Below are 15,070 nucleotides of genomic sequence, written 5' to 3' on the forward strand. Positions count from 1 at the left end.
AGGGAGCAGATGGTCTTTGCCATCTGCTCCCTTTACGTTTATTGTAAAAACTCAATTAAGAGAAATTTTACAGTTCTGCTTATCTTTATAACGCTCAAAACCCAAGGCAATTAAACGATCGATCAATTCAGTATAAGGGATCCCTGAGGCCTCCCAAAGTTTAGGGTACATTGAAATTTTCGTAAACCCAGGCAAGGTATTAATCTCGTTAAGGACTATTTCATTTTGTGGGGTAACAAAGAAATCAACCCTACTCAGTCCACAAGCCTCAACGGCTTGGAAGGCCTTGATGGCCATTTCTTGTAAACTCGTAATTACGGATTCCTCAAAAGGAGCTGGTATCAATAAACTTGAGCCAATATCTGAATACTTTGCTTCGTAAGTGTAGAACTCATGGGCGGGTAAAACCTCCCCGGGAACTGAGGCTTGCGGTGTATCATTCCCTAAAACGGAGACCTCAATTTCTCGTCCAAGAATAGTTTCTTCGACCACAATTTTCCGATCAAATATTGCCGCTACAGCCAAAGCCTCTTGTAACTCTTGTCGATGGTGTGCTTTTGAAATACCAACACTAGACCCTAAATTTGCTGGCTTGACAAAACACGGATAACCTATCTTATCTTCAATAACATTAAGACAGGCGTCCACTCCATTTAAGATGTCTGAACGCAGAAGCGTAACATAACGCGCCAATGGAAGTTCCTTTTCTCTAAAAACCGCTTTCATGCGATCTTTGTCCATCCCCAGAGAGGAACCTAATACCCCAGAACCTACATAAGGTACATTGGCCATTTCAAGTAACCCCTGCAGAGTCCCATCTTCTCCATATGGTCCGTGAAGTACTGGGAAAATGAGGTCAAACTTCCCTTGGTTGGGGAGTGGGCTACCGTCTAAGGCCATAAAATGAGGAGCTGTAGGGTCTATGACCAGAGTAATTTGTTGAGCCTGTTTCGCCCCTGGAAACCCATCGCTGAGTACTTTCTCTGGTAGAACTCCCCAAAACCATTGCCCTTTTTTATTAATCCCAATCGTTTCCACATTGTAGCGACTTCGGTCAATGGCATTGAAAATGGACTTAGCAGAATTTATAGAAACCTCATGTTCCCCTGAACGTCCACCAAACATTAGAACCACACTTGGTTTGCGATCTTCCACAATACCCCACCCTCTCAAATAAGTAGTTAGAATAAAACTACATCATTCCCTCCATTATGTATGCTATTCTCTTTCTAAGTAGAAAATAGGAGCGGGAAAATGTAGATACCCTTTAACATATAAAGTATATGCCAGAAAAATAAAAAAAGCTCCCACCTAACGGGCAAGAGCACCAAAATGGTCAATAGGCCAATAACGAAAAAGGGTTCGCCCGGTTATATTTTGCATAGGTAAAAATCCCCAAATCCTAGAGTCATCGCTATTATTGCGATTATCCCCCATTACAAAAACTGAATCTTTAGGAACAACGATCGGTCCAAAATCATTTTTAGATTTATCCGCTATATAGGGTTCATAAAGGGGTTGATCGTTCACGTACGTCGTGTGATTGCGTATTTCTACTTTATCTCCAGGCAAGCCAACAACCCGTTTAATAAAGTCTTCTGTCGCATGAGCACTCGGTGGTGGATGGAAGACAATAATGTCTCCAGGACTAATGTGGTCAAAATGTTTGAAGAAAAACTTATCAACAATGACCCGATCTTCGAGCTGTATCGTCGGCAGCATTGAACCCGTAGGGATTTTGCGTGCTTCAATAACATACGTGCGCAAGACCCAAGAAAGTGCAAAGGCTATAAGTACTATTTCCAGTAATTCTAGGAGAAAACGAGACGTGCTCTTCGGACTTGGTGACTCAGACTCTTTCATAATTCACCTCTTTCTTTCCCACTATTTATCTTAACACAGTGGGGCAATGTTTCAAAGGAATGAGGATAGTTTTAGTGAACAATTCGTCAACATGATGGGTTAGCCCAATAGTCCTTGCTGCCATAAATTTAAGGCTGCTAAAATATTGCCCATCTGTACATAAGTATGGGATATACCACCTTGTTGATAAACAATAAAAGGTTCACGCAGTGGTCCGTCTGCAGAAAATTCACTGGTTGCACCTTGGATAAACGTCCCCCCAGCCATGATGATTTCGTCTTCATAACCTGGCATTCCGGAAGGTATGGGCAAAACATGGGAATCAATGGGTGAACCTTTCTGAAGGCCCTGACAGAAGGCGATCATCTTTTCCCTGGAACCAAGTTTTATGGCTTGAATAAGATCCGTTCTAGGTGCTTCAGGTTCAGGATGTACGGCAAACCCTAGGGCGCGCCAAAAAGCTGCCGAAAAAACAGCTCCCTTTAAGGATTCGGAAACAGTTAAAGGACTTAAAAATAATCCTTGATAAAACAAGCGTTGCCATTCTAAGGACGCTCCTACATGTCCACCAATTCCTGGTGCCGTTAAACGCTGGGCTGCGAGTTTCACCAAATCTGAACGACCGGCAACATACCCACCTGTTGGAGCTATACTCCCGCCTAAATTTTTAATCAACGAACCCGCCATCAAATCTACTCCGATATCACCAGGTTCTTGATTTTCGACCAGTTCTCCATAGCAATTATCGACGAAGATGATGAGGTGGGGATAGTTGGTTCTGACGAAATCCACGAGTTCCTTGAGCTGTGCTATCATCAGTGAGTTTCTCCAGGCATAGCCGCGTGAACGCTGAACGATCAGCATACGTGTTTTGTCGTTGATGCACTCGCTGAGAAGAGCGTATTGGATCTTACCTTGAGAATCTAGAGGAATTGAATCATAGGCTATACCAAAATCAATGAGACTCCCTTGCCCTTCTCCCCTTAAACCAATGACTTCTTCCAGGGTATCGTAAGGGGTACCGCTGACAGAAATAACCTGATCTCCAGGGCGTAACACTCCAAATAAGGCGGCTGCAATAGCATGTGTGCCCGACACAAACTGTCCTCGAACAAGGGCAGCTTGCGCACCTAAAATGCGCGCAACCACGTTGTCGAGGACCTCACGCCCTTGATCATCAAGGCCATAACCCGTTGTTCCTTGTAAATGATACGTTGTAACACGTTCTTCTCGAAAAGCGTTTAGAACTTTTTCGTGGTTTCTAATTGAAGCTTCCTCTAATAGAGGAAGTTGACGAATGAGTGAAGCTTCAGCTTCGGCCACAGCTTTAGTTATCAACTCTGGCCATTCGGGATTCGAGTACAAACAATTTCCTCCTCAATCGTTTAATAGGTCAATAATGAGTCACAAACTTTCCAAACTGGTTTTAATGAATCTCCACGGATGAGGGACATCTCAATTGGATAGGGAAGAGATTGAGCTAATTGTTTCAAATCCTCTTCAACAAGAACTTTATCAGCCTTATTAAGCAGAGTCATCATAGGTTTTTCTGCGCATCCCAATTGCTTTAGTACCTGTTGAACAGTCTCAGCATGTTGAAATGCTTGCGGATGGCTCGCATCTAAAACATGTAACAGTATATCAGCTTGCTGCACTTCTTCGAGCGTCGCCAAAAATGCCCGAAGTAATTGAGTCGGTAATTTTCGTATAAAGCCAACTGTGTCACTGAGGAGAATTTCCATAGTAGAATTCACTCTTATACGACGGACGATCGGGTCTAAGGTGGCAAATAATTTATTTTCCCCGATGGGTATGTCAGACCGAGTACCAGCTTGTTCCATAGCAATCTTCATAAATGTGGTTTTTCCCGCATTGGTATAACCCACTAAAGCAATAGCGGGTAGGCCACTTCTCGTTCTTTGACGACGTTGCACATCTCGATGTTGAAGGACAAGCTTTAACTCCTTTTCCAGTTGGGTTATGCGCTCCCGCATTCTCCGTCGATCAAGCTCCAATTTTGTTTCTCCAGGTCCTCGCGAGCCCACTCCTGCACCTAAACGAGAAAGAGCCTGTCCCTGACCTGATAAATAGGGCAATAAATGTTTAAGTTGAGCCAATTCGACTTGAAGTTTTCCTTCGCGAGATTGAGCCCGCTGTGCAAAAATGTCTAAGATTAATCCCGTTCGATCTAATACTTTGACCCCTGTTTCCATCTCTAAGGTTCGCAGCTGCGTTGGAGATAGTTCATCATCACAGATCACAACGTTGGCCTCGGTTTCCTGTAGATGGTGAATTAATTCTTCAAGCTTCCCGCTCCCTAAATAGCTGCGCGACTGACCATAACGGCGATTTTGCACAAGTTGGCCGACAACGTCTACACCAGCCGAGCGAGCCAGTTCTCGTAGTTCAAGCAAATCCTCATTGATTTCTTGGTCACTGTCTTCTAAAGCAATAAGAAAAGCACGCTCTTTACTATGTGCCGTTACTGTTTTAGTCAAACCCTTTGAAACGTTTGACAGGGACTCGTTATAGTCAAATGACTGCCAATTCTTAGAATTAATGTTAAGAATAAAGGGATCGTTCTCACCAGAACTATAGGCGATTTGTATTCCTGTCAGTTTCCCGTCACGTACACCAACCGACGACATACTTTCAAGCTGCAGAGAAGTTAGCGCACTAAGATCTAATTGGCTTAGTCTGAAGTCCCCATTGGGATGAGTATGAATACAACGCAGATGTTTTCCTAGAGACCTTCCCTTTATCGGTGGGAGGGTTACAGAGGCAGAACGTCCTACGGCAGCCGCTAACAAGATTCCAGGACGGGAAAGATAGATTGCGATTTCTCGATTCCAGAGTTGTGTAAGGCGCAAAAGCTCTTCAAGGATATTAGGCTGGATTAGTTCTGAACGCTCTGTTTTAAACTCAGATAGATTTTTAAGTTCTTGTAATTGACTGTCTCGAATTCCAGACAAGTCTCCGGAAATGTCCATATCCATATATAACCTCATATCTCAAGTTTTTTATTAGTCTTACTCTATCCACCTAGCCAACTTTCATGCCCTATTGGGACAAAACAGTGAAGAAGTTAGATTCTACCAGAACCTAACTTAGGTCTCTTCTAGGCTAATATCAACAGGTAAGATTTGTATTAACTCTTCCCGGCTAGAGCTAGACTTTTGAAATAACCGAACAGCCTGTTTTCTTACCGTTTTTTCTATAAGGTTACGGACGAGCCGGGCATTTCCCGCATAAGGATGTGTATTGAGCAAATTTTGCAGGTGAAAACGAAGTGCTCCTTGCGCTTCAGGGGTTAGCTCATATTGGCGTGACTTAAGCATCAAATTCCCGATGGCTAACAATTCGTCAAGTGTATAATCTGGAAAATCAATATGTATGGGGAAGCGAGATCGAAGACCAGGATTCGTTTGTAAAAACCATTCCATTTCTTGGCGATATCCAGCTAAGATTAACACAAGGTTATCTTTATTGTCTTCCATGGCCTTCACTAAAGCGTCGATGGCTTCCTTGCCAAAATCCTTCTCTCCCCCGCGGGCTAATGAATAGGCTTCATCGATAAAAAGAACACCGCCTAACGCCTTCTTTAGTTGTTCCCTGGTTTTTTGTGCGGTATGCCCAATATATTCACCGACAAGGTCTGCTCGCTCACATTCTATGATATGCCCTTTTTGAAGGACTCCCATCTCTTTAAACAGTCGCCCGACCAAGCGTGCCACTGTTGTTTTACCAGTTCCAGGATTCCCTCGAAAAATCATATGGAGAACGAGGGGTTCAGCGATAAGTTTTTCCTGTGCTCTCCGTTTTTGGATTTCCACGTAAGCTTGTAAATCCCGAATGAGGCGTTTTACGGTCACTAACCCGATAAAGGATTCTAATTCGTCAAGGATTTCAGCGATTTTTTCCTTGTCTTTTTCGATGGAAGAGAGATTATGTTTGCGTATTCGCCCTACTCCTACCTGCTCTGTGGCAGGAGTACTAGTATGTGCATGTTCTGTGGGCAAGGGAGTCTGAATGACCGGAGGCTGGTGATTGTCCGGCCTAAACGTTACACGGATTGTCATAAGTACAGGCACCTCCCATCCTTACTACTATACGCACGTAAAGATGAAAGGTGTCCTGGGATGAATCTGTTATTATTTTCCTGTTAAGGTCTTAGAATAACGAACACGACCTGAATGATCTAAAAATTTCTTGCGCAGACGGACACTTTTCGGGGTTATTTCAACTAACTCATCATCGTTAATAAATTCTAACGATTGCTCCAAGGAAAATTCTCTGGGCTTATCAAGGCGCAACGCTTCATCGGCCGAACTTGTACGCATATTGGTGAGCTGCTTTTTCTTACAAACGTTAACTTCAATATCTTGTTCACGCTTATTCTCTCCAACAATCATACCCGCATATACATGAAGGCCAGGGTCAACAAACAAGTTACCTCGTTCCTGAGCAGAATAAAGGCCGTAAGCGTTTGTTTCTCCCTCTTCAAAAGCTATAAGTGCACCACGATTACGTCCTGGGATATCCCCTTTATAAGGTTCATAACCCAAGAACACGTGACTCATTAATCCTTCACCCCGTGTTTGGGATAAGAAATCTCCACGGAAACCGATGAGGCCGCGAGCCGGAATTTTAAATTCTATGCGAAGTTGTGTTTCAGAAAGGTTCGTCATATTTACCATTTCCGCCTTGCGTTTTCCAAGAAGTTCCATGATGGCTCCCAGCGAACTCTCATGAAGGTCACAGGTCAAAAACTCAATCGGTTCGCATTTGACGCCGTCTATCATTTTATAAATGACTTCGGGTTTAGAAACTTGAAGTTCGTACCCTTCCCTGCGCATGTTTTCAATCAGAATTGAGAGATGCAACTCTCCCCTACCGGACACTTGAAAACAATCGGCAGAGTCTGTTTCTTCAACCCTCAAGCTAACATTTGTCTCGACTTCTTTCCATAGGCGCTCGCGTATCTTCCTAGAAGTCACAAAATGGCCTTCGCGGCCGGCGAAAGGGCTATTATTGACCATGAAATTCATCGACAAAGTAGGCTCATCGACTTCAATCGTTGGTAACGCTTCAGGACTCAAAGCACATGCAACCGTTTCCCCGATATTAGCACTGGTTAACCCAGTGAGCGCAACGATTTCCCCAGCAGAAGCCTCGGGGACTTCCTCTCGTTTAAGCCCTTCAAAAACCATAACTTTCCCGACTTTAACCCTTTCGAAACTCTCATCTCGCTTGATTAACGTCACATTTTCGTTTTGATGAACTATCCCACGAACAATACGACCAACCACGATCTTGCCGACATAATCATCGTAATCCAGTGTGGTCACGAGCATCTGGAAGGGTGCTTCGAGATCGACAACCGGTGCAGGAATGTGATCTAAAATGACTGAGAATAGAGGTACCAAAGAGTCTGCCAGTGAATCAGATGAGAGTCCTGCGATTCCAGCTCGTGCGGACGCATAGACAACTGGGAAGTCCAACTGGTGGTCTTCTGCACCAAGCTCGATAAAAAGATCAAGGACTTCGTCGACCACTTCAGATGGGCGAGCATCAGGACGGTCTATTTTATTGATTACTACAATAGGAACAAGTTTTAGTTCTAAGGCTTTCCGCAAAACAAATCGGGTTTGAGGCATGGGACCTTCGAAGGAATCGACGATGAGGAGTACTCCATTGACCATCTGTAAGACGCGCTCAACCTCGCCCCCGAAGTCAGCATGCCCCGGTGTATCAATAATGTTGATCTTGGTACCTTGCCAGTGTACGGCAGTGTTTTTTGAAAGGATTGTAATTCCACGTTCACGCTCTAAATCATTGGAATCCATGACGCGTTCCATTACTTGCTGGTTTGCTCTAAAGGTTCCACTTTGTTTCAACATGGCGTCAACAAGAGTTGTCTTCCCATGATCAACGTGAGCGATAATTGCAATGTTTCTTAAATTTCGAGTTTCCATAGTTGGATTGAGTTCCTTTCTTTCCATAAGATAAAAGCATATAGCTTTAAGTTATCATAGTTGAGTATGGAATTCAAGTAAAAGAACTAAGTCCGGCATAATACCGAACTTAGTTCTTCGTGCTTTCGGACTTATCCATATAATTAATGAGTGTTAACCATGTGTAACATTTGATTCGGCTGCGCTAGCGGCCGCTAAGTTAATCGGGCGAATAGGCATGACCGTCGAAATTGCATGTTTATAAACCATCTGTTGTCTGCCATCAAATTCTAGAACAACCGTAAAGTTGTCAAATCCTTTGATCAGTCCCTTAAGCTGAAACCCGTTAACCAAGAAAATGGTTACAGGAAGATTTTCCTTGCGCACTTGATTTAAAAAGGTATCTTGTAAATTGATGGGCGATTTATTCATAAATTTCCCTCCATCACCTTATATTTCTTTTACATTCTTCTAACCTATTCTACACGAATTTGGTATTCTCTGCAAGTCTTACGATATCCTTAAGAATTACGTTCATTTCATTCTCTATATCATACCATCTGATTCGAGGATCACGCCTGAACCAGGTCATCTGGCGCTTTGCAAAATGACGAGTATCCCTTTGCAGTAATCGCAGCATTTCTGCTTGCGTCACTAGCCCTTTTAAGTATAAAATTGCGTGGCGATAACCAATGCTTTGTAAAGGCTTTAAGGTTGACTCATAACCGCTGTTTAAGAGAGTTAAGGTTTCTTCAATTAAACCCTGAGAAAGCATTGAGACGCAGCGTTGGTTGATACGTTCATAGAGAACATTGCGTGAAGCAGTAAGCCCAATATAGAGGATCGAGGGATCAAGCGTTTGATAGTGATCATCTCTAAATTGACGTTGACTAGATAGGGTTTTGCCCGTTAATTCCCACACTTCAAGAGCCCGAATAATGCGAAAAACGTCGTTGGGGTGGAGCTGCTCTGCTGTTTCAGGGTCACGTTTTTTCAGTTCCTCATGGAGCGCCAAGTTTCCGTGTAAGGAAATAAAGTCCTTCCATTTGGAGCGAATTTCTTCCGAGCCATGTTGGGAGAAGTCATAGGGATCGAGCAAAGAACGAATATAAAGGCCTGTTCCTCCAACCACAATTGGGACATGTCCTCGACCCCTAATCTCTTCAATCAGGGAAGTAGCCAGCAATTTAAACTGAGCTGCTGAAAAAGGTTCTGTTGGATCTAAGTAATCAATCAGATGATGTTGGACGAGTTGGAGTTCTGCTGTGGTGGGTTTAGCTGAACCAATATCAAGCTTCTGATAGAGTTGGATAGAATCTCCGGAAATAATTTCTCCTCCCATTTTCTGGGCCAATTCTAAACCAAGTGCAGACTTTCCAACGCCGGTCGGGCCAATGATAATAATAAGTGGGTACACCAAACCATCCTCCATTAAACTAAAATAACACCATAATCGACAGGACTGTATTGTCCTCCGAGTAGAATGTCAAAACCAAGACGTCGGAACTCTGGACTGTTTTTGCGCTCCTTAAGCACGACTCTCTGCCTAGCAATCCGACAAGCTTCTACAACTGTCGCTTGATCAAGTGGGCTATGGTCAGACCATCGGTGCAAGGGCTGGATTGAGTGAGAATGCTCATAAGTTTGGCGAAACATGGGATCGAAATAGACGACATCAACAGAGCGGGTAGGGATGTTGCTAAAATAGTTTCGGTTGTCTCCCCAACTAACTTTAATTTGCGGAGAAACTCGTGCCAAAGCAAACCAAGCTTCTTGTTTATCCCTGCTCTTGGAGTTCGGAATCATTTCTTTAAAGTGATTCAATCCGTCTTGTACCATAGCCGCGAGGATGGGCGACTTCTCTATTGCGAGTACTCTACCTTTTTCACCGACCGCCCATGCCCCGATCAGCGCATCCGTTCCTAAACCAAGCGTAGCGTCAAGTAAAGATCCTCCGGCCTTTAATTGGGTAGCTTCGAGATAACGATCTGATCCACCTCGCAGAAGATTTATCAGACGTATTAGGGCCATACTCGGATGAAAGGACAGTTGTTCTGTTCCATAGGACAAGAAAACGCCACGACGTGTGATTGTGAGTTCAGGCGGCTCCCCTTCCCCACTCCAAGTGAGCATCCAGTGGCATCCGGGTTGCTGCAGAAACCAGTCCAACCTTTCCCGTAGTTCTGCATCAAAATGAGTTGTTTTTATGAGGATAGGGCTTTCTTCTAACATGAGACCTCCATTTCCAAGTAGTATACCCATGACAAAGTACCCACAAACTTCTGGTTAATTAGGTGCGGTAAAAGCGTTTTTCTAATTCTGAGCGGGTCATTTTGATCATAGTTGGACGCCCATGGGGACAGGTATACGGATTATGAGTTTGCCCTAGTTGCGCAATCAGTTGTTCCATTTCGAGCAGGGAAAGTGAATCTTGGGCTTTTATAGATTCTTTGCAGGCCAACAGATAAATCCATTCCTCCAGCAATTTTTCTGAACTGGGTGTCGAATTTTTCTGTATAACCTCTTCAATAAATTGACGTAGAAGACTGTCTGCCTGAAAATCTCCCGTTTGAACAGGTACTCCACGCAATAAGTAAGTTTGTGAGCCAAATTGTTCCAAAACAAAACCCATTTCATTAAGAAGCCATAAATGTTCCAATAATACCTGTTCTTCCTGAAGCGTAAACTCCATAGGAAGAGGAATTAGAAGAGCCTGGCTGGACTGTTCACGTTGCTTGAACTCCTTTAAAAGTCGTTCATAGTTGATCCGTTCGTGAGCAGCATGTTGGTCAATCACAAGAAGAATTTCACCATCGGTCGCTAAGATATAAGTATTAAAAAGCTGTGCTAGGGGCCAGATTCGGGTTAGAACATCACGAACTTGTGGATTAACTTGATCTAATAGATCAAGTTGTGTAAACGTATCATTTGGTGTTTCTGAATCGACAGGGCTCTCTTGATGAGCTAGGGCAAATCCTTGACGCTGAACAATATCCGGCTTTCCCTGAATAGAATCCGTTAATTGTTTTAGGTCCAGAGTATTCGGTTCATAGGCATGATCATCCATGCGGATAGTTTCTTCCCGGGGCACCGCAGTCTCAGAAATTTTCAATACCTCGTTAGATTTTGGTGTACGAACAATTGCCCTGGGTGATTCTGGTGGCGAGGAAATCATAGATGATTTGGGAGGGAACGACGGGGTGGGTATCGTTTTAAACGAAGGTAAAGGTTTACTTGTAATGAGTGCTTGATAAATTGCCCGACTGATAAACGGTGTTAAGGCTTGCTCACTCTTAAACCGCACATCCATTTTGGTTGGATGAACATTCACATCATAATCTGAAGGGGGAACAAGAAGATGAAGCACGGCGACAGGATGAAGTTTAACTGGAACGAGGGTGTGATACCCTTCCTCTAGAGCACGACTTAAGAACGGTGAGCGGACAATTCGTCCGTTAATCATAAAGGTTTGGGCTTGCCTGGATGATCGGACCAGGTCCGGTGGGCTGATAAAGCCTTCTAACTGCCAATCTTCGTGTTGTCCTTTGAGCGGAATAAGTTGTCGAGCGATTGTATGACCGAGAATTGCACCGATTGTTTCACGCAAATCTCCGCGTCCTGAAGTTTGCAAAACAACTTGTTGCGGATGGGTCAAAGAAAATGCGATATCTGGGTGTGCAAGGGCAATTCGTCCGACCGTGTCGCTTATGAGGCCAAATTCCGTGGGGGTTGATTTCAAAAACTTCAAACGAGCAGGGGTATTGAAAAAGAGATTGCGAACCGTCACAGATGTTCCGACAGGACACCCTACTTCCTTGTACTCCACCTGCTCTCCACCGTTAAGCGTAAGGCTTAATCCAACCACTTCTCGAGCAGGACGGGAGGAAATTTCCAGATGAGAAACTGAGGCAATACTCGGGAGAGCTTCCCCTCTGAATCCGAGGGTTCGCAGATGATCAAGGTCTTCTATCTGACTGATTTTACTTGTGGCATGTCGAATGACGGCCAAGGGTAAATCCGAAACCCCGATTCCAGAACCGTCATCTCGCACCCGAATTAACGGTACACCGTTTCCCTCAATGGTTATGTCAATGTGTTTAGCCCCAGCATCTAAGGCGTTTTCAACTAACTCCTTGACCACTGATGCTGGGCGTTCAACGACTTCTCCAGCGGCAATTTGATTTGCTGAGTGCGAGTCTAGAATATGAATTATGGGCGTCAAAGTTCCCTCAATCCTTCTTTCCTATGCCAAACGTATAGCTTGTCGTGGAGTTGGTTCTGCAATAATCCACTTGTAGTATCCTTACTAGGCTGTTGAAGATGCTCCCAAAGATCATAACCCGCTTGCTCACACTCTGGGCAGGCTTGAAACGGAATTCGCACTAATACAGACTTCATGGAAGAAGAAGAACGTCGGCTCTCAATATACACAGTTCCAGCACAATGTTTACATTGCCGGATGTAATCCTGGCGAGTTTCTTGGAAACCTTCGGTGTCATAATAGACAGGATGAGGACTGTAAACCCAATCTCCTTTGGGGAAATAAGGTATGTTTTGTATTGTAAAGGTGGGTTTAATCGTTTGGTGCTGTTTTTTTAGTTCCTGAATATACGGCTTTATCGCCGCTAACGATAAACTCGGACGAGCTAGCTTCTGAGGTTCACGGACATGGTGGTAATCTTCTCCGGCTAGCGCCAGTAAAATAGCCAAATTAACATAAGGTAGTGCTCCCTCAATCGAGTACCCTCCTTCTAAGACCGCTAAATCTGGTTGAAGAAGCTCTGTAATTCGCCCGTATCCCCCTGCAGTTAGATTCATAGAGGCCAGTGGGTCTGTAAAATGATTATCCTGTCCCGCTGAGTTAATGATCAGATCCGGGGCAAAGGCTTGCAAACGCGGCAGCACCCAGTTTTCAAGAACGTAGTGGTACCCTTCGTCTCCCGTCCCAGGCGGAAGAGGAATATTTAGGGTTTGATCCCAAGCATTCGGACCTCCCTTTTCATTGACAAAACCACTTCCGGGATAAAGTGTGCGCCCGTCTTGGTGAAGGGAAATAAAGAGGACATTTGGGTCGTGAAAAAAGATATCCTGTGTTCCGTCTCCGTGATGGACATCGGTATCCACAATAGCGATCTTTTTAATTCCTAAATGGGCCCTCAAATGGTTAACTAAAATTGCTTCATTATTTAGCGTGCAAAATCCCCGATTTCCCCAAACCGTAGCTCCGGAGTGATGTCCAGGCGGGCGTGCAAGAACAAAGCCATTCGTAATCTCCCCTCGAACCCTTGCTGCGCCGAGTAAAATGGCACTCCCTGCTGCGATAAGATGGGCATCTAAATTATCCGTATGGTCTTGCGGGGTTGGAAAGAGAGCTTGAGCACGTAACACATCTTGTAATGAAGCAACACAGGGTGAAAACTGTTTGATTTGTGGTAAGTCAAATATCCCCTCTTCAAACAGTTGTTCCTGAGTATAGAGAAGACGTTCTTCACGTTCCGGATGGGAGTCTCCGAGTGACCAATCAAAGGCAGGGAAAAACAAAATTCCGGTACGTTTCATACCTGTACCCTCCCCATTACCCCAGGCCGCATATGAACGGCCCCACGGACGATTTGACCTACGGTTTTATAATTCTGCACGATAGGAAAAAAATCGAACGTCTCTTTTTCTAAGTCATGTAGTTTGATTCCATAGTGTGCAGCTTGTTGCTGAGCAAGAGTGTCCAGAAACCCGTCCACTTCCTTATAAGGCCTCAGAGATCCCTTCCATTTTCCCTGTTCACCAGTTTCTTCGATCCGATAGTGCTTCATGTACGTGTCAAGGTGAAGTGTGCAATCGAACGTAGGTCTGGCCATTGCCGTTCCAAGAGCATTCGATACTTCCGGAAAGGCTCCGAGCTGCACAGGATTGCCAAGACGTTTTTCCAATGCCGTTGTTATTCCACGAGCACCTCCACCACTGACCAACGTATGAAATGTCTGAGTTTCTTGGGGATGAAGAACCTCCCAAACTTTATATGCCGGCTCTTCTTTCCACTCTCGCTTAAGAGAATCAACAGCATTTGTAATTCGTTCGACGAGCGTATCGATAATCGCTGTGGCAAGCTCACGCAGGAATTGGGGTTTACGTTGTTCCTGTGGTAGGATTGAGGCCAAAGCTTCTTCAGCCAGTCGCCCATCTCCATAGTCTATAAGTTCGAGGTAACGCATCGCATCTGTCGGGGTGGCTACATTCCCACCCAAACAATAGGCTGGGCCAAGGCGGTAACTTTCAAGAACAAAGCCCTGGTCTGTGGCTCGGATGACGGAGTCCCCACCCACGGGAATTGAACGAACCGCGAGTGAACGAACAAGGGTTGAAAAAGGACCAATCTGGGCCCCCTTTGAACTGAGTAAAGGCATACCTGAAAGGCTAATACCTAAATCTGTCGTCGTGCCGCCAATATCCACAATAATCGAAGAAGAAGTAGGTTCATTTTGGGCCAAAGCGGCGAGGACACTTGCCGCTGGTCCAGAATATACGGAATTAATAGGGCGAAGCTTAGAAAGTGGTAAAATCCCGCCATCAGCTTTTAAAATAAAAATTGGCGCTTTAATTTTTCGAGCAGTTACTGCGGTTTGTAATTGTTGAGCGAATTGATGATATAAATCGGATACCCCTAAATTAAGATACGTGGTCAGGCTACGCCTATAAAAATTGGCTTGTCCCCACTCGTGTCCTAGGGCAATTTGCAACCTAGGATTACGTTGTCTTAGATAGGCAGCGAGGTCTTCTTCATGAAGACTGTTCCTATGAGAGAATTTGCCTACAATTGCGACATGTGAACCAGGATCGCCAACACCAAGTGATTGGAGTTTTTCCCATTCCCTTCGATCAGGAGGTTCAATCTCTCTTCCCCGAAAATCTATTTCCCCAGAGAGTTCTCGATAGCTAACTGGCCAAGGAAGTGCATCTAGCTTCATCCCATTGGCAGAAAACAAGAGCAAATCAACCTTCGAAATTCGGTTTTGAAGAATCGCATTCGTTACAAGGGTGGTGCTCACTGAAATCTGTTCGATCTCCTGTTCATTAGGGATCTTTAATGCATCAAAGGCATCTAAGAGTGTTTCTACTAAATTTTCGGACCGTGTTGGCACTTTGGCTGTATGTTCGATTTGGTTATTATGAATAAACACGGCGTCAGTATAGGTACCTCCCACATCGATACCTACTCGTTTGGGCATAGTTACTCCCCCCTTATACGAACTACATAC

The 15,070-nt window shown here is 44.4% G+C and carries 11 protein-coding genes and 1 pseudogene; all 12 read right to left on the reverse strand.

Annotated features, from left to right (window positions below; translation table 11 throughout):
* Positions 1–51: 51 nt before the first annotated feature.
* On the reverse strand, positions 52–1,155 hold the full coding sequence (locus tag DSOL_RS12680; protein WP_075365251.1) for a D-alanine--D-alanine ligase family protein: 1,104 nt from the start codon (positions 1,153–1,155) through the stop codon (positions 52–54).
* Between the two features lie 156 nt (positions 1,156–1,311).
* Complete coding sequence (lepB, locus tag DSOL_RS12685) at positions 1,312–1,863, reverse strand: signal peptidase I (protein ID WP_075365217.1); 552 nt, start codon at positions 1,861–1,863, stop codon at positions 1,312–1,314.
* A gap of 99 nt (positions 1,864–1,962) precedes the next feature.
* Positions 1,963–3,228: a methionine gamma-lyase family protein gene (locus DSOL_RS12690; protein ID WP_075365218.1), complete on the reverse strand. Its 1,266-nt coding sequence runs from the start codon at positions 3,226–3,228 to the stop codon at positions 1,963–1,965.
* Positions 3,229–3,248: 20 nt separating this feature from the next.
* Positions 3,249–4,853, reverse strand: coding sequence for a GTPase HflX (gene hflX, locus DSOL_RS12695; RefSeq protein WP_075365252.1), 1,605 nt, complete (start codon positions 4,851–4,853; stop codon positions 3,249–3,251).
* Between the two features lie 117 nt (positions 4,854–4,970).
* Complete coding sequence (locus DSOL_RS12700) at positions 4,971–5,942, reverse strand: AAA family ATPase (protein ID WP_075365219.1); 972 nt, start codon at positions 5,940–5,942, stop codon at positions 4,971–4,973.
* A 72-nt stretch (positions 5,943–6,014) separates the two neighbouring features.
* Positions 6,015–7,838, reverse strand: coding sequence for a translational GTPase TypA (typA, locus tag DSOL_RS12705; RefSeq protein ID WP_075365220.1), 1,824 nt, complete (start codon positions 7,836–7,838; stop codon positions 6,015–6,017).
* Between the two features lie 153 nt (positions 7,839–7,991).
* On the reverse strand, positions 7,992–8,249 hold the full coding sequence (hfq, locus tag DSOL_RS12710; protein WP_075365221.1) for an RNA chaperone Hfq: 258 nt from the start codon (positions 8,247–8,249) through the stop codon (positions 7,992–7,994).
* 44 nt (positions 8,250–8,293) lie between these two features.
* A pseudogene (miaA, locus tag DSOL_RS12715) lies at positions 8,294–9,234 on the reverse strand (tRNA (adenosine(37)-N6)-dimethylallyltransferase MiaA).
* Positions 9,235–9,248: 14 nt separating this feature from the next.
* Entirely contained in the window at positions 9,249–10,049 is an 801-nt protein-coding gene (locus DSOL_RS12720) for a class I SAM-dependent methyltransferase (protein ID WP_075365223.1), read from the reverse strand.
* A 58-nt stretch (positions 10,050–10,107) separates the two neighbouring features.
* Positions 10,108–12,039 (reverse strand): DNA mismatch repair endonuclease MutL, encoded by a 1,932-nt coding sequence (mutL, locus tag DSOL_RS12725; protein WP_075365224.1) that lies wholly within the window; start codon positions 12,037–12,039, stop codon positions 10,108–10,110.
* A complete protein-coding gene (locus DSOL_RS12730; RefSeq protein ID WP_075365225.1) occupies positions 12,036–13,376 on the reverse strand; it encodes a histone deacetylase family protein in 1,341 nt (446 codons plus the stop codon). Before DSOL_RS12730 ends, mutL begins: the two co-directional genes overlap by 4 nt.
* Positions 13,373–15,040 (reverse strand): hydantoinase/oxoprolinase family protein, encoded by a 1,668-nt coding sequence (locus tag DSOL_RS12735; RefSeq protein ID WP_075365226.1) that lies wholly within the window; start codon positions 15,038–15,040, stop codon positions 13,373–13,375. The genes DSOL_RS12730 and DSOL_RS12735 overlap by 4 nt, the downstream gene beginning before the upstream one ends.
* Positions 15,041–15,070 lie beyond the last annotated feature (30 nt).

Origin of the sequence: Desulfosporosinus metallidurans (assembly GCF_001936615.1) — a bacterium.
Classification (GTDB): domain Bacteria; phylum Bacillota; class Desulfitobacteriia; order Desulfitobacteriales; family Desulfitobacteriaceae; genus Desulfosporosinus; species Desulfosporosinus metallidurans.